Origin of the sequence: Variovorax sp. YR634, from assembly GCF_900106655.1 — a bacterium.
Taxonomy (GTDB): Bacteria; Pseudomonadota; Gammaproteobacteria; order Burkholderiales; family Burkholderiaceae_C; genus Variovorax.
Genome location: NZ_FNOL01000024.1, coordinates 24,969 through 47,601, shown reverse-complemented (window position 1 = coordinate 47,601; position 22,633 = coordinate 24,969). Strand labels below are relative to the sequence as shown.

Annotated in this window: 20 protein-coding genes; 13 read left to right on the top strand and 7 right to left on the bottom strand. The window is 67.7% G+C overall.

Translation table 11 applies throughout. From position 1 onward, the window contains the following. The first annotated feature begins 111 nt into the window (after positions 1-111). Together BLV60_RS28555 and BLV60_RS28550 are read left to right on the top strand one after the other, a co-directional pair. The gene (locus tag BLV60_RS28555) at positions 112-1,059 is read left to right on the top strand and encodes an ATP-binding cassette domain-containing protein (protein WP_176928985.1); all 948 of its coding nucleotides are present in this window, start codon (positions 112-114) and stop codon (positions 1,057-1,059) included. Positions 1,060-1,062: 3 nt separating this feature from the next. Next, positions 1,063-1,908 carry an ABC transporter permease gene (locus BLV60_RS28550; RefSeq protein WP_093058678.1) on the top strand — a complete coding sequence of 282 codons (846 nt, stop codon included), beginning with the start codon at positions 1,063-1,065 and terminating at the stop codon, positions 1,906-1,908. Here the strand turns inward: BLV60_RS28550 and BLV60_RS28545 are convergent. After that, positions 1,898-2,950 (bottom strand): MerR family transcriptional regulator, encoded by a 1,053-nt coding sequence (locus BLV60_RS28545; protein WP_093058677.1) that lies wholly within the window; start codon positions 2,948-2,950, stop codon positions 1,898-1,900. The two genes, BLV60_RS28550 and BLV60_RS28545, sit on opposite strands and share 11 nt — an antisense overlap. A gap of 194 nt (positions 2,951-3,144) precedes the next feature. Here BLV60_RS28545 and BLV60_RS28540 point away from each other — a divergent pair, with 194 nt between their 5' ends. The 4 genes from BLV60_RS28540 to BLV60_RS28525 all read left to right on the top strand — a co-directional run bounded on the left by BLV60_RS28540 (position 3,145) and on the right by BLV60_RS28525 (position 6,470). Next, entirely contained in the window at positions 3,145-3,600 is a 456-nt protein-coding gene (locus BLV60_RS28540; RefSeq protein WP_093058676.1) for a MarR family winged helix-turn-helix transcriptional regulator, read from the top strand. A 100-nt stretch (positions 3,601-3,700) separates the two neighbouring features. Continuing rightward, positions 3,701-4,126 carry an organic hydroperoxide resistance protein gene (locus BLV60_RS28535; RefSeq protein ID WP_093058675.1) on the top strand — a complete coding sequence of 142 codons (426 nt, stop codon included), beginning with the start codon at positions 3,701-3,703 and terminating at the stop codon, positions 4,124-4,126. Between the two features lie 160 nt (positions 4,127-4,286). Next, positions 4,287-5,402: a DUF2855 family protein gene (locus tag BLV60_RS28530; RefSeq protein WP_176928983.1), complete on the top strand. Its 1,116-nt coding sequence runs from the start codon at positions 4,287-4,289 to the stop codon at positions 5,400-5,402. A gap of 33 nt (positions 5,403-5,435) precedes the next feature. Further along, positions 5,436-6,470: a serine/threonine protein kinase gene (locus BLV60_RS28525; protein ID WP_093058673.1), complete on the top strand. Its 1,035-nt coding sequence runs from the start codon at positions 5,436-5,438 to the stop codon at positions 6,468-6,470. On the opposite strand, the gene BLV60_RS28520 is transcribed toward BLV60_RS28525, so the two are convergent. Beyond that, positions 6,467-7,447: a LysR family transcriptional regulator gene (locus BLV60_RS28520; RefSeq protein ID WP_093058672.1), complete on the bottom strand. Its 981-nt coding sequence runs from the start codon at positions 7,445-7,447 to the stop codon at positions 6,467-6,469. The genes BLV60_RS28525 and BLV60_RS28520 overlap by 4 nt on opposite strands. A 101-nt stretch (positions 7,448-7,548) precedes the next feature. Between BLV60_RS28520 and BLV60_RS28515 the strand changes: the two genes are divergently transcribed. The 3 genes from BLV60_RS28515 (at position 7,549) to BLV60_RS28505 (ending at position 11,687) form a co-directional block, all read left to right on the top strand. Beyond that, a complete protein-coding gene (locus tag BLV60_RS28515; RefSeq protein WP_093058731.1) occupies positions 7,549-9,243 on the top strand; it encodes an acyl-CoA dehydrogenase family protein in 1,695 nt (564 codons plus the stop codon). A 36-nt stretch (positions 9,244-9,279) separates the two neighbouring features. Next, complete coding sequence (locus BLV60_RS28510) at positions 9,280-10,257, top strand: Bug family tripartite tricarboxylate transporter substrate binding protein (protein ID WP_093058671.1); 978 nt, start codon at positions 9,280-9,282, stop codon at positions 10,255-10,257. Between the two features lie 287 nt (positions 10,258-10,544). Continuing rightward, complete coding sequence (locus BLV60_RS28505; RefSeq protein ID WP_093058730.1) at positions 10,545-11,687, top strand: CaiB/BaiF CoA transferase family protein; 1,143 nt, start codon at positions 10,545-10,547, stop codon at positions 11,685-11,687. Here BLV60_RS28505 and BLV60_RS28500 read toward each other — a convergent pair. Then, positions 11,673-13,016, bottom strand: coding sequence for a UDP-glucose dehydrogenase family protein (locus BLV60_RS28500; RefSeq protein ID WP_093058729.1), 1,344 nt, complete (start codon positions 13,014-13,016; stop codon positions 11,673-11,675). The two genes, BLV60_RS28505 and BLV60_RS28500, sit on opposite strands and share 15 nt — an antisense overlap. Before the next feature lie 96 nt (positions 13,017-13,112). Here BLV60_RS28500 and BLV60_RS28495 point away from each other — a divergent pair, with 96 nt between their 5' ends. From BLV60_RS28495 to BLV60_RS28480, 4 genes are read left to right on the top strand one after another with little or no spacing between them, the layout of a single operon-like run. Continuing rightward, positions 13,113-14,138 carry a glycosyltransferase family 2 protein gene (locus BLV60_RS28495; protein WP_093058670.1) on the top strand — a complete coding sequence of 342 codons (1,026 nt, stop codon included), beginning with the start codon at positions 13,113-13,115 and terminating at the stop codon, positions 14,136-14,138. 49 nt (positions 14,139-14,187) lie between these two features. Beyond that, positions 14,188-15,201, top strand: coding sequence for a hypothetical protein (locus tag BLV60_RS28490; RefSeq protein ID WP_093058669.1), 1,014 nt, complete (start codon positions 14,188-14,190; stop codon positions 15,199-15,201). Beyond that, a complete protein-coding gene (locus tag BLV60_RS28485) occupies positions 15,191-15,964 on the top strand; it encodes a hypothetical protein (protein WP_093058668.1) in 774 nt (257 codons plus the stop codon). Before BLV60_RS28490 ends, BLV60_RS28485 begins: the two co-directional genes overlap by 11 nt. 3 nt (positions 15,965-15,967) lie before the next feature. Beyond that, the gene (locus tag BLV60_RS28480) at positions 15,968-17,086 is read left to right on the top strand and encodes a glycosyltransferase family protein (protein WP_093058667.1); all 1,119 of its coding nucleotides are present in this window, start codon (positions 15,968-15,970) and stop codon (positions 17,084-17,086) included. Here the strand turns inward: BLV60_RS28480 and BLV60_RS28475 are convergent. From BLV60_RS28475 to htpG, 4 genes are all read right to left on the bottom strand, one after another. Then, positions 17,076-18,731, bottom strand: coding sequence for a hypothetical protein (locus tag BLV60_RS28475; protein WP_093058666.1), 1,656 nt, complete (start codon positions 18,729-18,731; stop codon positions 17,076-17,078). The genes BLV60_RS28480 and BLV60_RS28475 overlap by 11 nt on opposite strands. Positions 18,732-18,869: 138 nt before the next feature. Then, positions 18,870-19,856 (bottom strand): Bug family tripartite tricarboxylate transporter substrate binding protein, encoded by a 987-nt coding sequence (locus BLV60_RS28470; protein WP_093058665.1) that lies wholly within the window; start codon positions 19,854-19,856, stop codon positions 18,870-18,872. Positions 19,857-19,930: 74 nt separating this feature from the next. Continuing rightward, positions 19,931-20,599: a hypothetical protein gene (locus BLV60_RS28465; RefSeq protein WP_093058664.1), complete on the bottom strand. Its 669-nt coding sequence runs from the start codon at positions 20,597-20,599 to the stop codon at positions 19,931-19,933. Continuing rightward, positions 20,596-22,632: a molecular chaperone HtpG gene (gene htpG / locus BLV60_RS28460; RefSeq protein WP_093058728.1), complete on the bottom strand. Its 2,037-nt coding sequence runs from the start codon at positions 22,630-22,632 to the stop codon at positions 20,596-20,598. The genes BLV60_RS28465 and htpG overlap by 4 nt, the downstream gene beginning before the upstream one ends. Position 22,633 lies beyond the last annotated feature (1 nt).

Genomic DNA, 22,633 nt, shown 5'->3' with positions numbered 1-22,633 from the left:
CGCGCAATGCAACTGGGCGTCGATTGTGAGGCCGCCGGGGCGTGGTTCGACTCGGGTTATCGAGGGCTTGGAGCGCCCGTGATTTTCAGGTGACTGCGTCAGAATGGTTGTGTGCCGTCCACCACCTCTTCCGCTTCACCCCCTCTGTTCCACGCCAGCCATCTGCACAAGCGCTATGGCAACACCACGGTCGTCGACGACCTGTCGTTCGAGATCGCGCCCGGCGAATGCCTGGGCGTGATCGGCCCGAACGGCGCGGGCAAGACCACCACCATCCGCATGTGCCTGGGCCTCACCGCGCCCGACGGTGGTGACATCTCGGCACTCGGGCTGCAGATGCCGCGCGATGCACTGGCCATCAAGGCGCAGCTGGGCGTGGTCACGCAGTTCGACACGCTCGACCCGGATTTCAGCTGCGCCGAGAACCTCGTGGTGTACGGCCGCTACTTCGGCTTCAGCAAGGCGCATGTGCGCGCACGCGTGCCGCAGCTGCTGGAGTTCGCGGCGCTGTCGCACAAGGCCGATGCGAAGCCGGGCGAGCTCTCGGGCGGCATGCGGCGGCGGCTGTCGCTGGCGCGTGCGCTGGTCAACGACCCGAAGCTGCTGCTGCTCGACGAACCGACCACCGGGCTCGACCCGCAGGCGCGGCACCTGATGTGGGAACGGCTGCAGGTGCTGCTGCAGCAGGGGAAGTCGATCTTGCTGACCACGCACTTCATGGACGAGGCCGAGCGCCTGTGCTCGCGCCTGCTGGTGCTCGACCATGGCCGCAAGATCGCCGAAGGCCGCCCACGCGACCTCATTGCCGAGCACCTGGAGCCCGACGTGGTCGAGGTGTATGGCAACGGCGCGCTGTCGCTGGCGGAATCGCCCGAGCTGAAGGCGATGGCGGCACGCGTGGAAGTCAGCGGGGAGACGGTGTTCTTCTACACGCAGGACGCGCGGCGGCTGCTCGATGCGCTGACGCAGCACAGCGGCCTGCGCACCTTTCATCGGCCGGCGAATCTGGAGGACCTCTTCCTCAAGCTCACCGGCCGCCAGATTCGCGAGGACGGCTAGATCATGAACACGACGACAACGACGACCGCACCGATTGCAGCGACCGCGCCTCCTTCGCCTTCAGTATGGCGCCCGCCCGAAATCTCGCTGCGCTGGTGGCCCGTGTTTTTGCGCAACCTGCTGGTGTGGCGCAAGCTCGCCATCCCCAGCCTGATCGGAAACATCGCCGAACCGCTGATCTGGCTCGTGGCCTTCGGCTACGGCATGGGCGCGCTTGTGGGGCAGGTGTCGGTCGACGGCGTGAAGGTGCCCTACATCCTGTTCCTGGCGAGCGGGTCGATCTGCATGAGCGCGATGAACGCGGCGAGCTTCGAGGCGCTGTATTCGGCGTTCTCGCGCATGCACGTGCAGAAGACATGGGACGGCATCATGAACGCACCCGTCGGGCTCGACGACATCGTGATGGCCGAGATGCTGTGGGCGGCGTTCAAGTCGATCTTCACCGTGACGGCCATCTTGTTCGTGATGCTCGGGCTGGGCATCAGCCACAGCCCGAAGCTCATCGTTGCGTGGATGGTGCTGATCGGGGCGGGCATCACCTTCTCGTCGATCGCGCTGATCTTCAATGCGCTGGCGAAGGGCTACGACTTCTTCACGTACTACTTCACGCTGTTCATGACGCCGATGATGTTCCTGAGTGGCGTGTTCTTTCCGCTCGAGCAACTGCCCTCCGCAGTCAAGGCCGTGGCGGCGTGGCTGCCCCTGACGAATGCGGTGGCGCTGGTGCGGCCGCTTTTCATGGACCAGTGGCCGACCGACTGGTGGCTGCATGCGGCGGTGCTGGCGGTATATGCGGTAGTGGCGTTCTGGATTGCGTTGGCGTTGACGCGCAAGCGGTTCAAGGGGTGAGGCTGGGTCTCTTCATCACCTGCAGCTGCATGACTCCCGCGGTCCGGGCTCGCACTTCAGGCGAAGCCAGGCAAGTGGCAACCGCCTCGTAGCCGGGCGCGCCGGGATAGGGCGTCACCTGGGTCGGCGGGCTGTGGTTGGCTGGGCAGAGGATGATGGTTTCGTCCGGGCCGACGGCAGTCAGGTCGAGGATGGCGCAGGAGCGGGTGAGCATGAAGAGGGGCCGCACGCCGGGCCCGCGGCGGCGCAGCCAGGCAATCAATGCCTCCTGGGTTGCGTGATCAAGGCCTTGTTCGATCATGTCGATGACCAGAACGTCCGGCCCGTCGGCCTGCAGCCCCGCGAGCAATGCGATCAAGGCATCCGACGGCGTGGCGCCGTCTTCCACGAGCCAGACCAGGGCTTCGTCGACGCGGGACTTCAGCAGGAAATCACCATCCAGCCGCGACTTTGCTGCTGCCACCTCGTCATCTTCAAGCCTCTCCAGGCCCAGCATGGCGGCGTTGGGCAGTGCATTGGCGAGGCACTGCGCCAGCCGGGTCTTGCCACTGCCTAGCGGACCAATGATGTAGTTCAGGGCGCGGATGTCGCGAAGCTCGAAGAGCTCCCCGCCCCATGGCCACGGCAGTTCGAATGCGATGCGGACCTCTGCAGCGGGGGCCAGCAGGCCTGTGAGTTCGCCGATGCTCGGCGTCCGGCCTTGCGCCAGTTCGCTTCGCAAACCACGGACCTTGTCGACCGTGCGAGCAAGCTGACGAAGCTGCGCTTCCAGCGCTGTCTGGTGCGCCGCCAGCGTTGGCTCCAGTCCCTGGGAATTGCCTTCCAGCGCCCGCTCCACCTGCGCAAGGCTGAAGCCGAGCGCGCGAAGCGCGACGATCTCGGCGGCCCGGGACATCTCCTTCTGGCCATACGCCCGCCACCCCGCCGCGGTACGACCAGGCGCCACCAACCCGCGCTGCTCATAGAGCCGCAAGGCCTTGGCCGAAACACCGAGCCGCCTCGCGGCTTCGGATGGACTGAAAGAGCGAGCGGTGGATTGCATGAAGAGAACCTTTTTCGACGTTCTTCCCTTTTTAAGGGCTGCCCCAGGGGCCGGGTCAACAGGCGGACATGAAAGTTGGATTCACTGGCCTTGCAGGTTCAGAATGCCCGTTCCCGGCAGACTGTAGCCTCCGTTGAAACCAACGCTTGCAAATTAGATTGCACACAATCTAATTGCTCGCTACAATTCAACCCATGCGCTCCAACCCAGTCCCCGCCGACGAAATGCTCAAGCTGGACAACCAGCTGTGTTTCGCCGTGTACTCCGCCTCCCTGGCCATGACGCGGCTCTACAAGCCGGTGCTGGAAAAGCTGCAGCTCACCTACCCCCAATACCTCGTGATGCTCGCCCTCTGGGAGCAAGACGGCCTCATGGTCTCCGAGCTCGGCGAGAAGCTCTCGCTCGACTCGGGCACGCTCACGCCGCTGCTCAAGCGCCTGGAAGCCAACGGCTACGTGGCCCGTGTGCGCGACGTGGCCGACGAGCGCCGCGTGCACATCACGCTGACAGCCGCCGGCCGCAGGCTCAAGAGCCGCGCATCGAACGTGCCGGCCTGCCTGATGGCCGCCACCGAATGCTCGGTGCCCGAACTGATTTCGCTCACCCAGCAGATCCAGACCCTGCGCGACCGCATCAAGAAAGCAGCCTGACGCAGCGCAACATTTTTCTCCCGCTTCGGTCGATCCCATCAAGAGAGAACGAAGCCTTTCACCACCCTCCCTCCACTTCATCATCACCAAAGGAATCACCATGACCACCAAGCTCGACAAAGTTCTCTACACCGCAGAAGCTCACACTGTCGGCGGCCGTGACGGCGCAGGCAAGTCCAGCGATGGCGCCATCGACGTCAAGCTGAGCTCGCCCGGTTCCGGCAAGCCCGGCACCAACCCCGAGCAGCTGTTCGCGGTCGGCTATGCCGCCTGCTTCATCGGCGCGATGAAGGCCGTCGGCCCGAAGATCGGCGTGAAGGTGCCTGAAGACGTCGCCATCGACTCCAGCGTTTCCCTTGGCCCGACGAACGGCGGCGCGGCTTACGGCATCGCCGTGAAGCTGGCGATCACGCTGCCCGGCCTGGATGCAGATGCCAAGCAGAAGCTGGTCGACACCGCTCACCAGGTTTGCCCCTACTCGAACGCCACCCGCGGCAACATCGACGTGGAACTGACGATCGCCTAAAAGCTCGTTGCGCGCGCGAACAAGCGGTCCGGCCACAAGCCGGGCCGCTTTTTTCATGCCCGCCGATGTCTCACGGGTGACGCCAAAACCCGCCGCGAGATAGCGCCTTTCATCAAGCTTGGCTAACGTAGCTGGACACCAACTGCCAGGAGCCTCGCTCATGAGCACCACCAGCTTCCTCATCCGCAAAGACCAGCTCGCCACCACGCGCCTGCACACCGCCACCGACGAAGCGCTCGCCGACGGCCAGGTGCGCGTGCGCATCGACAGCTTTGCGCTCACTTCCAACAACATCACGTATGCCGCCTTCGGCGACGCGATGAGCTACTGGCAGTTCTTCCCGAGCGGCGAAGAGGGCTGGGGCAGCATTCCCGTGTGGGGTTTTGCGAGCGTGGTGCAGTCGCTGCACCCGGGCGTGGCGGTGGGCGAACGGCTCTACGGCTACTGGCCAATGGCTTCAGCCGCGGTGCTGAGCCCCGGGCGGCTCTCGCCCGAGCGCTTCACCGACGTGGCGCCGCACCGCGCAGAGCTGCCCGCCGTCTACAACCAGTACTTCCGCTGCGCGAGCGACGCGCTCTACACGGCCGACACCGAAGACACCCAGGCCCTGCTGCGCCCGCTGTTCATCACCTCGTGGCTGATCGACGACTTCATGGCCGACAACGATTTCTTCGGCGCGAAGACCATGCTGCTGTCGAGCGCATCGAGCAAGACGGCCTACGGCACCGCCTTCCAGCTGCACCAGCGCGAGGGCATCGAGGTGATCGGCCTGACCTCGCCCTCCAACGTGGCCTTCTGCGAAAGCCTCGGCTGCTACGACCGCGTGGTGACCTACGACGCACTCGACACCATCGCGGCCGACACGCCCTGCGTGTACGTCGACTTCGCCGGCAACGGCGCGCTGCGCAACGCCATCCACGAGCGCTTCGCGAACCTCGCGTACAGCAGCTCCATCGGCGGCACGCACGTCGAGCAGCTTGCGACCAAGGGCGCGGGCAAGGACTTGTCGGGCCCGCGCGCCACGCTGTTCTTCGCACCGGCGCAGATCAAGAAGCGCACCACCGAATGGGGCCCCGACGAATTCGGGCGCCGCATGGTCGCAGCCTGGCACAACTTCCTGGCCACCGTCACCGATGCGAAGGCCCCCTGGCTGCACGCCGAACACCACGATGGCGGCGAGGCAGTGCAGGCCGCCTACGCGCAGGTGCTCGCGGGCAAGGGCGACCCGCGCACGGGCCATATCCTTTCTCTTTACAAACAACCTGCAAGCGCGTGAGCCCGCGGGGCGCCGTGTGGCGACAATCGCCGCATGACCCTTTCTTCCGCGGCGCCCGCGAACACACATCCTTACGAGAGCCTCACGCCAGACGTGGTGCTCGACGCGCTCGCGACGCTCGGCCTGTACGGCGACGGCCGGCTCACAGGCCTGAACTCCTATGAAAACCGGGTCTACCAGGTCTACCTGGAGGATCGCAGTGCCGTGGTGGTCAAGTTCTACCGCCCCGGCCGCTGGAGCGAGGCCGAGATCCTCGAAGAGCACGGCTTCTCGCTCGAACTGGCCGCCGGCGAAGTGCCGGCCGTGCCGCCGCTGGCCTTCGAAGGCAAGACGCTGCATCACCACGCCGGCTTCGCCTTCAGCGTGAGCCCCTACCGCGGCGGCCGCGCACCAGAGCTCGACAACTTCGAGGTGCTCGAATGGGTGGGCCGCTTTCTGGCGCGCATCCATACTGTGGGCAGCGCCAAGCCTTTCGAGGCCCGCCCCGCGCTCGACCTGCAGACCTTCGGCCTCGACTCGCGCGACTGGCTGCTGGAGAACGACAAGATTCCGCTCGACATGCAGCGCGACTGGGAAAAGATCTGCAACGAGGCGCTGGACATGGTTCGCGCGACCGCCCTCGCGCTGCAGCCACCGGCCTCCGACTTCAAGCCGCGCAAGCTGCGCCTGCATGGCGACGTGCATCCCGGCAACATCCTGTGGACGCCCACCGACCGCCCCGGCGGCGGCCCGCACTTCGTTGACCTGGACGACGCGCGCACCGGCTTCGCGGTGCAAGACCTGTGGATGCTGCTGTCGGGCGACCGCGCACAGCGCACGTCGCAACTGTCGGGCCTGCTCGACGGCTACGAGCAGTTCCGCGAATTCGACCGCCGCGAGCTGGCGCTGATCGAACCGCTGCGCACGCTGCGGCTCATCCACTACAGCGCCTGGCTGGCGCGGCGCTGGGAAGACCCGATCTTCCCGATCAACTTTCCGTGGTTCGGCTCCAGCGACTACTGGAAGGGGCAGATCCTCGTGCTGGAAGACCAGTGCGAGCAGATGGCCGAAGAGCCCCTTTACGCCTAGAAATGTCGGCCCCCCGGCTTTTCACTCCGCTTCGCTGCGTGTAATTCTCCACCCCCCAAGGAGGAGGCCCGGCCGCCTTGGGGCGGCACGGCGGCGGCCGGCTGCGCGTCGACCACGCCCTGCAGCAGCCGCTCGACCAGCACATTGGCCGGTCCGTTGCGCCAGATGCCATAGGCCTCCGATTGCGCCACCACCCGATCGAGCGGCCTGAACACCGCGCCGCGCAGGGCCGAATGCCGCATCGCCTGCGGTACCAGCGCCACGCCCATGCCCTGCGACACCAGCGAGACCACGGCCAGCCAATGCCGCACCTCGTGCCGCACCTCGGGCAGAAAGCCGGCGTCGGCGCAGATCGACAGGATGCGCTCGTGGTAGTCGGGTGAGGCCTCGCGCGAGAACAGCACGAAGGGCTGCTCGCGCAGGTCGGCCGGGGCCAGCACCCGCTTGCGCGCCAGCGCATGCCCCGCCGGCAGGCAGGCCACGAAGGGTTCCGACAGCAGCAGCCGGTGCTGCAGTTCGAGCGGCACGCGGCGCGTGTGGGCAAAGCCGATGTCCAGCCGGTCGTTCAGCAGCTCGGTGATCTGCACGCCGGAGTTGAGTTCGCTCAGCGTGATGCGCACCGCCGGGTGCTTCGCCTGGAAGGCACGCAGCGCCTGCGGCAGGCCCCGGTACAGCATCGCGCCCACGAAGCCGATGCGCAGCCGCCCTGCCGAGCCCAGCGCCACGTCGCGCGCCTCGATGGCGGCTTCTTCCGCCTGCAGCAGCACGCGCCGCGCCGAGATGCGCAGCGCCTCGCCGGCGGGCGTGAGCCGCACCTCCTTGCTGTTGCGCTCGAACAGCCGCGCGCCCACGTTGTCTTCCAGCTGCCGGATCGCCACCGACAGCGGCGGCTGCGAGATCGACAGGCGCCGCGCCGCCCGCCCGAAGTGCAGTTCTTCGGCGAGCACGGAGAAGTAGCGCAAGTGCCGCAGTTCCATGGATAGTCAGATCGAATCGAACAAGACCAAATCGATATTAGACACGGATCGTCACGGCTTCAACAATGCGCCAAACCAAGGAAACCATGGAGACAAAGCGCATGTCCGCAGAGCACGCCCATCCGATCCCCGATCGCCACGGCCAGAACCTGTTCACCACCGACGCCGAGCTGCACGCGCTGCTCGCGCTCTACCTGCCCGACGACCTGCGCCACCACATGCAGCCGCACTTCGAGCGCCTGGGCGGCCTCGCGGGCGGCCTGCTCGACGAGCTGGCCGGCACCGCCGACCGCAACCCGCCCGTGCTGAAGCAACGCACGCGCACTGGCCTCGACGAGCAGAAGGTCGTGAAGCACCCCGCGTACGTCGAAATGGAACGCCTCGCGCTCAGCGAATTCGGCCTGGCCGCCATCTCGCATCGCGACGACACGCTGGGCTGGAAGGGCAAGATGCCGCCGCTGGTCAAGTACGTGCTGACCTACCTGTTCGTGCAGGCCGAGTTCGGCCTGTGCTGCCCGGTGTCGATGACCGACTCCCTCACGCGCACGCTGAAGAAGTTCGGCAGCCCGGAGCTGCTCGCAAAGTACCTGCCGCGCCTGAGGTCGCTCGACTTCGACGAGTTGGCGCAAGGCGCGATGTTCATGACCGAGCAGGCCGCCGGCTCCGACATTGCCGCCACCGCCACGATGGCGCACCAGGAAGCCGACGGCAGCTGGCGCCTTGCCGGCGACAAGTGGTTCTGCTCCAACCCCGATGCCGACTTCGCGATGGTGCTGGCACGCGCCGACGACGGCTTGCCCGGCATGAAGGGCGTGTCGCTGTTCCTGCTGCCGCGCCGGCTCGAAGATGGCAGCCTCAACCACTACCGAATCATCCGGCTGAAGGACAAGCTGGGCACGCGCTCGATGGCCAGCGGCGAGATCCGCCTCGAAGGCGCGGTCGCGTACCTTGTGGGCGAAGCGTGCCGCGGCTTCGTGCAGATGGCCGACATGGTCAACAACTCGCGCCTGTCGAACGGCGTGCGCGCTGCCGGCCTGATGCGCCGTGCGGTGGCCGAGGCCGAGTTCATTGCATCCGAGCGCCGCGCCTTCGGCCGCACGCTCGACCAGATGCCGCTGATGCAGCGCCAGCTCGACAAGCTGCGCTTGCCGGCCGAACAGGCGCGCACGATGGTGTGCCAGACGGCGCTGGCGCTGGCCCGCTCCGACGCAGCCGAGCCCGACGCGTATGCGCTGCTGCGCATCCTCACGCCGCTCATCAAGTTCCGCGCCTGCCGCGATGCGCGCAAGGTCACGGGCGACGCGATGGAAGTGCGCGGCGGCTGCGGCTACATCGAGGAATGGAGCGATGCGCGCCTCGTGCGCGACGCGCACCTGGGCTCGATCTGGGAAGGCACGAGCAACATCGTGGCGCTGGACGTGATTCGCGCGGTGAAGCGCGAAGGCTCGCTGCCGGTGCTGCGCGCGCACTGCGCGAAGCTGCTGGGCGATGCGGCGCTCGCTCCTGGCTTCGCGAAGGCCTTGCGCGATGCGCTCGACCGCGCCGCCGCGCTGACCGAAACCGCCGCGCGCGAAGGCGGCGACGTGCTCGCGCGGCAGGCCGCATCGGCGCTTTATCACTGCACCAGCGCCATCGCGATGGCCTGGGAGGCCGCACACAGCGGCTCCGCACCGCGCATGCGCTGGGCGCAACTGGTGCTGCTGCATCGCGTGCTGCCGCGCGATCCGCTCTCGCCCGATGCCATGCCCGCGGACTGGAATGCCGCCACCGGTCAATCCGCGACAGTGCCGGCCTGAGCTTCTTTTCCCCTCATACAAAAACGGAGACATCCCTTGAAACGCCTCACCTTCCTGCTGGCCGCCTGCGCCACGCTGCTGACCGCGATGCCCGCAGCACATGCGGCCGACGCCTTCCCCACCAAGCCCCTGATGCTGGTCGTGCCCTTCCCGCCCGGCGGCCCCACCGACGCGATGGCTCGCACGCTGACCGCCGAGATGAAGGACCGCCTCGGCCAGCCCATGATCGTGGAGAACCGCGCAGGCGCCGGCGGCAACATCGGCGCCGAATACGTGGCGCGCGCCGAGGCCGACGGCCACACGCTGCTGTTCGGCACCTCGGGCCCGTTGGCCATCAACGCGAGCCTGTACCGCAAGATCAACTACGACCCGGTGAAGAGCTTCGCGCCGGTGATCCAGGTCGGCTACCTGCCCAACATCCTGGTGGTGAACCCCGCCCTGCCCGTGAAGACCGTGCCGGAACTCGTGGCCTACGCCAAGGCCAACCCCGGCAAGCTCAGCTATGCATCATCGGGCAATGGCGCGTCGTCGCACCTCGCGGGCGTGCTCTTCAACTCGGTGGCCGGCACCGACCTGCAGCACATTCCCTACAAGGGCACCGGCCCTGCGCTCAACGACCTGCTGGGCAACCAGGTCAGTATGACCTTCACCGACATCCTCACCGCGCTGCCCTACGTCAAGGCCGGCAAGCTGCGCCCACTGGGCGTGGCCACCGTCGCGCGCTCGCAAGCGCTGCCCGACGTACCGACGATTTCGGAGCAGGGCTACAAGGGCTACGACGTGAGCGTGTTCTTCGGCATCGTCGCGCCGGCCGGCACGCCAGCCGACCGCGTTAGCAAGCTCAACCATGCCTTCGCCGAAGTGCTGAACTCGCCCAAGGTGAAGCAGATGTTCGCGGCGCAGGGTCTGGAAACACCCACCGATACGTCGCCGCAGAGGCTTGGCCAGTTCATTGGCACGGAGTCTGTGAAGTGGAAGGACGTGGTGAAGAAGTCGGGGGCACAGCTCGATTGATGCCGTCATTCGGGGCGCGCTCACGCCGACGGGGTACCTTGCTCCGCGAATGTCCCCCGGGCTTCGCCCTCCTCCTTTATTTCGCTGCGCAAGGCACCCCATCGACGTGATCGTTCAGGCCACTTGTTGATCGGCCAACACTACAGCCGCGTCCATGTGCGAATGGCATCGGGTGCTCCCCGCAGCGAAATAAAGGAGGAGGCCGCAGGCCGGGGGACATTCGCGGAGGGGAGTACCCGGTGTCATTCGCACGCACCCCGAAAGAACGAACAACCGAAAGCACCGAAATGACACAAGCCCCAAAAGGCGCCCTGGCAGGCATCCGAGTACTAGACATCTCCCGCATCCTCGGCGGCCCCTACTGCGGCCAGATCCTCGGCGATCACGGAGCCGACGTGCTCAAGGTCGAGCCGCCACAGGGCGACGACACGCGCACATGGGGCCCGCCCTTCAGGGAAGGCGTGGCCTCGTACTACCACGGGCTCAACCGCAACAAGCGCGTGCAGCACCTCGACTTCTCGACGGAAGAAGGCCGCACTGCACTGCTCGCGCTGGTGGCCGAAGCCGACGTGCTGATCGAGAACTTCAAGACCGGCACGATGGAACGCTGGGGCATCGGCTACGAGACGCTGTCGCAGCGCTTTCCGCGCCTCGTGTGGTGCCGCGTGTCGGGCTTCGGCGCCGATGGTCCGCTAGGTGCGCTGCCGGGCTATGACGCCGCCGTGCAGGCCATGACCGGCATCATGAGCATCAACGGCGAGGCCGACGGCGGTCCGCTGCGCGTGGGCCTGCCAGTGGTCGACATGGTGACCGGGCTGAACGCGGTCATCGGCGTGCTGCTCGCTCTGCAGGAGCGCCAGCGCAGCGGGCGTGGGCAGTTCGTGGAGGCAGCGCTGTACGACAGCGGCCTGTCGCTGCTGCATCCGCACGCGGCCAACTGGTTCATGGACGGCACCGAGCCGCGCCGCACCGGCAATGCGCATCCGAACATCTATCCGTACGACGCGCTGGCCACCGGCACCGACCCGGTGTTCGTGGCCGTGGGCAACGACCGGCAGTTCGCCAGCCTGTGCCGCTGCATCGGGCTGCCCGATCTGGCGGACGATCCGCTCTACCGCACGGCCGGCGCGCGCTCGGTGCATCGCGACGGACTCAAGCAGCAACTCGAGGCGGCGATGGCGGCCTTCGATGGCCGCGCGCTGGTCGAGCAACTGATGGCGGCCGGCGTGCCCGCCGCGCCAGTGCTGCCAGTCGATGCCGCGCTGCAGCATCCGCACACGCTGCACCGCGAGATGGTGGTGGAGATGCCCGGCGGATATCGCGGCATCGGCGCGCCGGTGAAGCTGAGTCGCACGCCGGCAAGCTACCGGCATGCGCCACTCACGCCGGGCGATGCCTTCCTGCCGCTGGACAACTCAATGGAGCAGTGACGATCGGCCGCGGCCGATACCGTAGTACGCAATGCCCGCGGACTCGACCTCCACGGCGTCGTAGACATTGCGGCCATCGAAGATCGCCGGCGTGCGCAGTGCCTTCGCGATGCCCGCGAAATCGGGCCGCCGGAACTCCTCCCACTCGGTAACGAGCGCCAGCACATCGGCGCCCTGCAGCGCCTCTTGCGCCGTGTCGCACCAGCGCACGTCATCGCGCTCACCGATGAGGCCGCGTGCGTTCGGCATTGCCGCCGGGTCATAGACCTGCACGCGCGCACCGGCGGCCCACAGCCGCCCCAGCAGCACGAGGCTCGGCGCATCGCGCATGTCGTCGGTATCTGGCTTGAAGGCCAGGCCCCACACGGCGATGGTCTTGCCCGCGATGCGGCCTTCGAAGTGGTGCGTCATCAGGTCGAACAGCCGGCTCTTCTGCTCGTGGTTCGTGGCCTCGACCGCCGAGAGGATGCGAAGCGCATGGCCGTCGCGGTCGGCCGCGTACCTCAGCGCCCGCACGTCCTTCGCGAGGCACGAGCCACCATAGCCCGCACCGGCTTGCAGAAAGTCGGGCCCGATGCGCCGGTCAGCGCCGATGCCGCGCCGCACCATCTCGATGTCGGCGCCCGCATGCTCGGCCAGGCGGGCCATCTCGTTCATGAAGCTGATGCGGGTGGCGAGCATGGCGTTGGCCGCGTACTTGGTGAGCTCGGCCGAGCGGCGGTCCATCACCAGCAACTGCCTTGTCGGGTCCTCGATGAAGGGTTCGTAGAGCCGGGTCAGCAGATCGATGGCCCACGGGTTTTCGCTGCCAATCACCACGCGGTCGGGCCGCCGGCAGTCGCGCACGGCCGAGCCTTCGCGCAGGAACTCGGGGTTCGCCGCCACCGCGATGCGAAGCCGCGCGCCGCGTTGCGAAAGCTCGCCGCTCAATACCGCCTCGACCTGGTCGGCAGTGCCCACCGGCGCGGTCGACTTGCACACGACCACCGCCTCGCGGTCGCGGTGCCGCCCGATGCCGGCGGCCACGGCCATCACATGGCGCAGGTCGACGCGGCCTTCGGCGTCGGCGGGCGTGTTCACCACGATGAAGAGCACGTCGCCATGCAGGCAGGCCGTGCGCTCGTCGGCGGTGAACTGCAGCGTTCCGGCGGCCAGGCCAGCGACCACCAGCGCCTCCAGGTCCGGTTCATGCAAGGGCATCAGGCCGCGCTGCAGCCCTTCGATGCGCGCCAAATCCGCGTCCGCGCACAGCACTTCGTGGCCCGCTTCGGCCAGGCAGGCGGCAAAGCTCAGGCCCACGTAGCCGGCGCCGAAGATGCTGACTTTCATGGGCGAGCCCATGGCGCACGGCACTGGTGGCGGGCGCGGTTGTGCGATAAAAGCAGGATGCAAGCCTTCAAAACAATGTCCGGACAGGAAAATTCGATGATGCCCGATCAAGTTGCCGCGCGTTGCGCGCTGGTCCTGGAGACCAACAACCTGCGCGGCGGAGCCGATGCCGAGGCCAAAGCGGGGACCAGCCTGCAGCGCCTCGTCGCCCTGCTGGCGAAGCAGAAACTGCCGCTCACCGCGCTCGCACAGGTGGTCGTCACGCACGACGGGCTGAGCCCGGCCACCTGCGAGGCCGTGAGCAAGCTCGCAGGCTGCCCGGTCGACTTCGTGCGCATCGACGCCGCTACCGGCTACTACGACGCCAAGAACGTCGGCTTCGAGGCCACCGATGCGCAGCGCTGCACGCACGTGGTGTTCGCCGACGCCGACTGCCTGCCCGACGACGACTGGCTGCTGCAGATGCTGCTGCCGTTCACCCGAAGCGACGCGCCCGCCGTGGTGGCTGGCCGCACCAGCTACGCGGCCAACGTGGTCGGCACCGCGCTCACGACCATCGACTTCATGTATTTCCCCAACGCGGACCATGCCGGCGCCACGAGCAACTTCTACGCGAACAACGTGGCCTTCCGCCGCGACGTGTTCGAGCAGCACAGCTACCAGGCGCTCGACGGCGTGTACCGCGCGCACTGCCAGGTGCTGGGCATGCGGCTGAAGGCGGCGGGCGTGCCGATCCACTACGCGGCACAGGCCCACACCGAACACCGCCTGCCCGATACGCGCGCCGAGGCGCTCAAGCTGCGCTGGATGCGCGGGCAGGACACGTACTCGCTCACGCCGCACCTGCTGCGCAGCTACGTATCGCCGCGCTGGCAGTGGCTTGCGAAGAGCGGGCCGATCGGGCCGCTGGCCGTGCTGTTCACCCGGCTGTGGTTCAGCGTGAAGGCGCTCAATCACCAAGACCTGCCGCCGCTGCGCGGGCTGCGCTGGCTCGCGGGCGTGGCGTTGATCCTCGGCTTCTCGGCGGTCGACATGCTGGGTGCGTTCGCGCGCGGCATCGGGTGGCACACCACGGGCAGCACCAACGCCGACGCGCAGGCGCTTTCGTATCACCGGCCCTGAACGCCTTTCGCGCCTTCCTTCTCTTCCAGAAGAACAACAAGACAAGAACATGCCAATTCGCTCTTCATTCATCGCTCGCCAGCTGACGCTCGGCCTCGCGCTCGCCGGCGCCTTCACGCTGGCGAGTGCAGCCGACTTTGTCGGCCGCGGCGTCTTCAACTTCAAGTCCGACGCCGGCTGCCCCTTCGCCGCGCTCGCGGGCCCCGGCAACGACTGCAACCGCCTCGCCCTCGACGACCCCGACACGCGCGCCGCACTCGACAGCGCCGCGCACACCATCCGCTTCGTCAACACGCGCAGCTACAACGAGAAAACCATCGTCGGCGACGTGCTGTTGCAAGGTTCCGGCCGGGCGCGCAGCGGCCAGCGCGTGCCGCTGACCTTTCATGCGCTGGTGAGCCGTTCGGGCAGCGAATGGTCGGTGAGCAGCCACGCCCACTCGCCCATGGGCGGCGAGTTCAGCGACATCCGCATCGACCCGTACCAGATCGTGGCGGTGAACGAGGCGACCACCGACCATGTGCTGCTCACAGCCGACCAGGTCGTCGAGGCGCTGGCCAAGCCTTCGCTGACCGCGCGCCTGGCCAACGTGCTGGTGCAGGTGGAAGACAACCGCACGAATGGCGCAAGGGACGCCGACATCACCATCGGCCTCGGCCTGAGCAAGGCCTCGAAGTCGGTGGCGCGCGCGCGCTTTCATGCGCCGGCCGCCAGGGGGATGCAACTGGCCGAGGCCATGCAGCAGGGCAACTGGACGCTGGAGCTGCAGGCGCTGAGCGGCCAGATCCCGCACCAGGTGGTGCAGCGCGACATGTTCCTGTACGGGCTCGAATCGCAGTCGCTGCTGCAGCCGTTGCTGCAGCGCGGCTTCCGCAAGAACGAGAAGCTCGTGCTCGGCGCCGCCAACGGCAAGGGCTATGTGCGCTACGACGGCCAGCAACGCGAATTCGCGGGTGCCGATGCCGCCGCGCGCGCATTCCTGCAGGACAGCTTCATCGGGCTGGTGCTGGGCTGGCAGCAGCAGACACCACAGACCACGAAGGCCAAGGCCGATGGCCGCTGAGCCAGCCGACGACATCGCAGCCGGTTTCGACTGCCTCTCTGCGCCCACCTTGCGCGGCTGGCCGGCCCTGCAGGCCCGCCTCGTGCACCACGTCAAGCGCGCCGCACTGCGCCAGCTGCATGCGAGCAATGCGGGCGAGATGCTGTTGCTGCGCTTCTATCTGGTGGGCGAGGAATCATCCGAGCAGGCGCTGCAGCGCGAACTGCGCATTGCCCCGCCCGAGTGGCTGGCGCGCCAGCTCGACCAGCACCTGGCCGACGAGCAACACCATGCGCGGCTGTTCGCGCAGGCCATCGTCGAGCGCGGCGGCAACGCGCAGGCGGCAGCTTCACCCGAAGAGGCGCCGCAGCCCGACTGGTTCAGCCGCCGCAAGCTCGCGCGCTGGCAGGCGCTCATTCGCCGCCATGCGCCGCACTTCGCGCACGGCGGGCTGGTGCCGGCCTATGCCATCGGCCTCTCGGCGGAGCAGATGGCCTCGCGCATCCTGCAGCGCCATTGCGCGCTGATCGGCCCGCAACATGCGCTGCACCCGCTGCTGTCGCGCGTGCTGATTGATGAAGACCGCCACATCCGTCTGTGCAGCCACACCTTGCAGCGCTGCGTGGCGACGCACGAACAGGCGCGGCTCGCGCAGCTGATGCGCGAGGTGCGCGACACCGAGCGTGGCTTCGGCGTCACGGGCGCACTAGGCATGTGGATCGCCGGCGTGGCGCTGCGGCTGCGCCCCGGCGCAGCGCGGCCGGTTCAGCAGCACCACGCCTGAGCGATGCCGCCGCGCATCCTCTACCTCGCGACCGCGGACGCGCGCGGCCACCTGATGCGCGCACAGCTGCTCGCGCACGCGCTGCGCGCAGCCGGCGCGCAGGTGCAGGTGCTCACCACCTCGGACGAAGGCGCGCGCTTTCTCGCCGGCTTCGGCATCGATGCGCCAGTGCTCTCGCGCCATTACGCCGTGCAGTTCGACACGCAGCAGAACATGCTGCGCCGCGAGACCGACCGCAACGTGGCGCACTACATGTTCCGCCCCGAACGCATGCTGCGCGACGTGTGGCGGCTGCGCGCACGCTTTCGTGAAGCCGACCTGGTGGTGAACGACTCGTTCCACCCCGCGCTGCTGCTGATGGGCTGGCTGCCGTTCTGGCGGCGCAAGGTCGTGCACGTGTACGGCGCCAGCCTGCGCCGCGCGCTCGAAACCAATTTCAAGGGACGGATGCCCGGCGCGATTGCAAAGCTGTTCGGCGGCATCGTGGCGTGGCAGATCGACCGCAGCCTCGCGCGCATCGAGCACGACTTCGCTTATGGCGAGCCGCAGCACGACGGCCACGGCCGCCACCGGCTGGCCACGCCGGTTGCGGTGGTCGATGCGGTGGACCACAGCGAAGCGGCACCGCGCGCGGCTGCCGTGTACCTCAACCCGCATTTCCAGGAGCCGGCGCTTGCGGACGGCCTCGAACAGGGTCTTGCCGACGCAGGCGTGCCGGTACATCTCGTCGGCGAGGGCTATGCCCATCGGCCGCATTGGCATGCGCGCGACGAGCACTGGATAGAGACGGCAGCGCACAGCGCGTTCATCGTTTCAGCGCCGGGCATGGCGGCGCTGTCTATCGCGGCGGTCTACCGCAAACCGATCCTGCTGCTGCTGACCGACCAGCCGGAGCAGGCGATCAACGCGGGGCGCGCGGCACAGCTTGGTCTGGCGCACCGTGTGGTGGTGTGGCGCGGCGATGCGCCGAAGTTTGCACGGGCGGTTGCCGCCGCGGCCGGCGAATTGCTTGCACTGCCGGCTAGCGTGGCGGATGCCACTGCGGGGCGACAGGGGGCCATCGAACGGCTCCGGCACTGGACTACGCTGCTGTACGGCCTTGCCTCGACAGCTACCCGATAACCCCACGCGCCGTATCGATCAACGCGCGAAATACCCGCGTCATCGCACGCACCGGATGCATCTCGGACCACTGCTTCGCTGTCGTCTTCGGCGGCGCGGAGATCACTCCCCGGCCCATGCGCAGTGACACCTGCAGCTTCCTGATGGTGAAGGCCGGTTGGGTCATGCGGCGCCCCGTGCCGGCGGCCACGACGAACTGCAGCACCAGGCACTTGCGTCCCGCCGTCGGTTCGATCTCGAACACCAGGCTGCGCCGCCGTGCGCCGGTGCCGCGCTGACCCGGCAGCACCGTGCCGTCGAACAAGGCGAGCACGCTGGTGGCCTTGGCGTTGCTGCGGTAGTCGATGCTCACCTCGAGCCGGTACGGCCGCTGGTGCGACAGCACAGGTGACTGCGCCAGCGAAGGCAAGGGAATGACGAGGCAGGCCAGTTCGCCCTCGCTGCGCGCGCCATCGCCGTCGAAGCCCGCCCAGCCGTGACTGAGCCAGCTCATCGCGGGGCTGCCGGGATGGAACAGGTAGGAACGGCCCATCTGCAGCTCGGCCACTTCGGGCAGGCCTTGTGTCTGGTCGTCGAGGCCCCAGCGCGTGAGGAAGGCGCGGTCGATCGCCGCTTCGGGCCAGGCCGTGAGGCTCGGCTTGGCATTGTTGTTGTCGTCGGCGCCGCAGGCCGCGGCCATGAAATCCATCGCGCCCAACGCGGCGCCCACTGGGATCCAGTCAGAGCAGGCCTCGGGCAGCAACCCGGCCGCATTGCGGTCGGCGCGGATCAGCGCGTGCGCGGGCTTGCGAAAGTAGCGCGCCTCGGTCAGCACGCTCGACGACAGGCTGGCAGCGAAATGCACGTTTGCCGCGGACAGCAGCGCGTACGTGTTCTCCTTTGTCCACGCCACATTGGGAATGGCGCGTGCGATGGGCGCCAGGTCGTGCAGCGCATTCTCATAAGGGTGCGGCTTGATGACCAGCAAGTCGACGCTGTTCGCCAGCTCGCGCAGCGGTGCAATCACGCTGGCCGGGTGCATGGTGCGCCCACCGCTGACCAGCGACAGGTCGACCAGGCTCTGGCCGAAGAACAGGCCTACGCGCAGCCGCGGATCGAACAGCGAGGCCGCGCCGTGGCGCGCGAAGCGGCCCTTGAGCGCGCTCGCGTGGTTCCAGAACAGCTCTTCGTCCACGCGACGCGACAGCAGCGCGGCTTCGATCACGGGGTCATTGGTGCGCGCGCAGAAGTGCAGATGCTCGGTGAAGCGGCGCGGATCGATCTCGATGTCGAGGTAGCTCGCGCCGCTGCGGTCTATGCACTGCTGCAGCGCGGGCGTGAGGCCCCAGCCGATCACGAGGCAGCCGGGGTCGAACATCGGCAGGCCCTCGCGCCCGGCCAGCGGCAACAGGTTGGCGATGCAGGCGCGCGCCCAGCCGGCCGGGGTGCAGGGCAGCTCCAGCCGGTCCATCAGGCGCTCGACGTCGATGCGGCCGCCTTCCGACAGCGGCGTGATCTCGCGCACCGGCAGGCCCAGGCGTCCCAGCGCGGTGTCGAAGAAGCCCCGGAGGAAGCGCCGGTTGGCGGCGTGATACTGCAGCCCGTTGGCTGGAGAGCGGAAGAAGTCGTCCGCAAAAATGACGTGGTGGAACCGGCTCGTGGTCATGGGTCTCGGGAGGACCGGCCTGCCCCTTGCGACCCGCCTCGCCGACCTTTTCTGTGCGATGCGCCAATCTAGGCAGCGACTCTTAGTTCAAAGTGAGGAAGGCTCGGCACATGCGCAAAGTTGCCGTAAAGGACCGGCTCAGTCGAGCGAGAGATTGAGATCGCGGATCAGCGGATGCCAGCGCGCCGATTCACCCTGCAGCAGCGCCGCGAACTGCGAAGGCGCATCGCCCACCGGCTCGACACCGAACTCGGCAAGCTTGCGCAGCACGGCGGGGTTGTGAATGGCGCTGGCCACTGACTGCTGCAGCCGCGTCACGATCTCGCCCGGGGTGTTGGCGGGCACCACCAGGCCCATGAACGCGGCAGCTTCGACGCGCGGCATGCCTAGCTCGGCAAAGGTGGGTACGTTGGGCAGTTCCTTCAGCCTCTGCGGGTGCGCCACCGCCAGCGCGCGCAGCTTGCCACCCTGGATGAAGCGGCGCGATGCGGCCAGGTCGCACATCAGCACCGGCAACTGGCCGCCGGCCACGTCGGCCAGCGCGGGCGCGGCGCCGCGGTAGGGCACGTGCACCATCTCCAGCCCGGCTTCGCGTTCGAGCAGCTCCATCGCCAGGTGCTGCGGGCTGCCGGTGCCGGCCGAGGCAAAGCTGACCTTGCCAGGAAAGGCGCGCGCATCGTCGATGAAGGCGCGCGCGTCCCTCACACCGCTGGAAGGGCCTACCAGCAGCACCATCGGCAGCCGGCCCAGCAGGGTGACGGGCGCGAAGTCGCGCGAGGGGTTGTAGCTGAGGTTGCGATACAGCGCGGGGTTGAACACCAGCGTGCCGTTGTCGGCCGACAGCAGCGTGTAGCCGTCGGCCGGGGCGCGCGCGGCCTCGATGGCGCCGAGCGCGGTGTTGCCGCCTGCACGGTTCTCGATGATCACCGGCTGGCCTGCGTCGATGGCGAGCTGCGTGCCGATGGTTCGCGCGACGATGTCGGCGCCGGCCCCCGCGGGGTACGGCACGATCCAGCGGATGGGCCTGGCGGGGTACGCGGCCTGCGCCTTCGCTGCGCGGGGCAGTCCCGTGGCCGCGAGGGCGGCTATGGACAAGAGGTGCAGCAGCAGCGGTCGACGGGTCATGGACGACTGTCTCCGGAGGAGATACCAGCCGCGATGTTAGGCCGGGTCGCGTGTTCGTGTGAAAGGCGCGTCGATCAGGGCGCGATGGGGTTTCCGGGCGTGCCGGTTTCGCGGGCCGAGGCCGCGGCGGCAGCCACGGCCGGGGTGCGGTACTTGATGTTCACGGCGGGCGCCGGAGGCTCCGGCGGCGGACGCGTGATCTTGACGAGGGGCGACCGGGCCGGTGCCGCGGTGCGTGCCACCGAGGAGGCAGCGGGTGCCTGGGCCGCAGCAGCAGGAGTGGCGATGGGCGTGAACGGATCGGCAGGTGTCGAATAGCGCACGGGGACAACCGTCGCCGGCGTTCCCGCAGGGGTCGGCGCCGAAGCCACGGGTGCTACAGGTGCCACAGGTGCAGCGGGCGGAGCGACCGCCACAGCAGCGGGAGCCGCAGGCACGGCCTTGGGGTCATAGAGCACAGCGCCCTTGCTGACCCCCGTGGCCACTGGCCCCACGCCGACACCCACGCCGGCCGAGCCCGACACCTGCCCGCCGTTGTTCACGGCCACGCCCGCGCCGAGCGGGCCGAAGCCGGTGTTGAGCCCCACCGAGAAATTGCCGTCCTTGGTGGCGCCCAGCCCCAGCGAGAGCCCGGGCACCAGCGGAATACCGACGTGATAGTGAGAACAGCCGCCCGTCAGAAGCAACAGCAGCGCCGCCGGAACGACGGCTGCTGCACGAGGAACGCGCGGCCGTTCGTTCACACCAGCAGCGCGTTGACGCGCCTCACGTAGGCGGCCGGGTCGGCCGGCAGCCCGCCTTCGGCGAGCAGCGCCTGGTCGAACAGGATGTTCGCGAGATCGTCGAAATGCGACGAGCCTTCGAGCTTCTTCACCAGCGGATGCTCGGCGTTCACTTCGAGCACCGGCTTCAGTTCGGGCGCGGGCTGGCCGGCCTGCTTGAGCATGCGCGCAAGCTGCGTGCTCATGCCGCCGTCCTGCACCACGAGGCAGGCGGGCGAGTCGACCAGGCGGGTGGTCACGCGCACGTCTTCGGCCTTGTCCTTCAGGGCCTCCTTGAGCTTCTCGAGCATGGGCTTGAACGACTCGGCGGCCTCCTCGGCGGCCTTCTTCTCGGCCTCGTCCTGCAGCTTGCCGAGATCGACTGCGCCCTTGGCCACGCTCTGCATCGGGGTGCCGTCGAACTCGCTCAGATAGTTCAGCGCCCACTCGTCGACACGGTCGGTCATGAGCAGCACCTCGATGCCCTTCTTCTTGAAGACTTCGAGCTGCGGGCTGTTCTTGGCGGCGGCGAGGGTGTCGGCCGTGATGTAGTAGATCGCGTCCTGGCCTTCCTTCATGCGCGCCTTGTAGTCGGCAAAGCTCACGCTCACCGCATCGGTGGTGGTGGAGGCGTAGCGCAGCAGCTTGGCGATGCGGTCGCGGTTGCCCATGTCCTCGCCCAGGCCTTCTTTCAGCACCGCGCCGAACTCGGCGTAGAACTTGGCGTACTTGCCGGATTCGTCGGCCGCGGCCACTGCGGCTTCGGCGGCAGTGGGCGTGTTCTTGTCGACGACGTCGGTCACGCCTTCGGTCGGCTCAGGGGCCGGTACCGATTCGCCCGAGCCCACGTCGATCTTGCCCTCGCCGCTCTCGGGCGCGGTCTTCTGCTTCTTCGCCAAGTCTTCGAGCATGCCGAGCACGCGCTTGGTGCTGCCTTCGCGGATCGCCTTCACGTCGCGGCTTTCCTGCAGCAGCTCGCGGCTCACGTTCAGCGGCAGGTCGGCCGAGTCGATCACGCCCTTGACGAAGCGCAGGTAGCTGGGCATCAGCGCCTCGGCATCGTCCATGATGAAGACGCGCTTCACGTAGAGCTTCACGCCCGCGCTCTTCTCGCGGTTCCACAGGTCGAACGGTGCCTTGGCCGGGATGTACAGCAGCTGCGTGTACTCGGTGCTGCCTTCGACGCGGTTGTGGCTCCAGGCGAGCGGGGCCTCGTAGTCGTGGCTGATGCTCTTGTAGAACTCTTCGTACTGCTCGGTGGTGATGTCCTTCTTGGGGCGGCTCCACAGGGCGTTGGCCTTGTTGACGGTTTCCCACTCGCCGGTCTTCACCATGTCGCCGGGCTGGTCGTTCTCGCCGTCCTTCCACTCTTCCTTTTCCATCAGGATGGGCAGGGAGATGTGGTCGGAGTACTTGCCGACGATCTGCTTGATCTTCCAGGCGTTGAGGTATTCGTCAGCGTCGTCGCGCAGGTGCAGCGTGATGCTGGTGCCGCGCTCTGCGCGCGTGATGTCGGCTACCTCGAAGTCACCGGCGCCGCCGCTGGCCCAGCGCACGCCCTGGTCGGCCGGCAGGCCCGCGCGGCGCGATTCGACGGTGATCTTGTCGGCCACGATGAAGCCCGAATAGAAGCCCACGCCGAACTGGCCGATGAGCTGTGCGTCGGCCTTCTGGTCGCCGCTGAGCTTGCTCATGAAGTCTTTTGTGCCGCTCTTGGCGATGGTGCCGAGGTTGTCGATGGCCTCCTGGCGCGACAGGCCGATGCCCTTGTCGGTGATGGTGATGGTGCGCGCGGCCTTGTCGAAGCTCAGGCGCACGTCGAGCTCTGGCTGGTCTTCATACAGCTCGGGGTGGTCGAGCGCCTCGAAGCGCAGCTTGTCGCACGCGTCCGATGCGTTCGAGATCAGCTCGCGCAGGAAGATTTCCTTGTTCGAATACAGCGCATGCGTGACGAGGTGCAGCAGTTGCGCGACTTCAGCCTGGAAGGGGAGTTTGGTTTTGGAGGAATCAGCCATG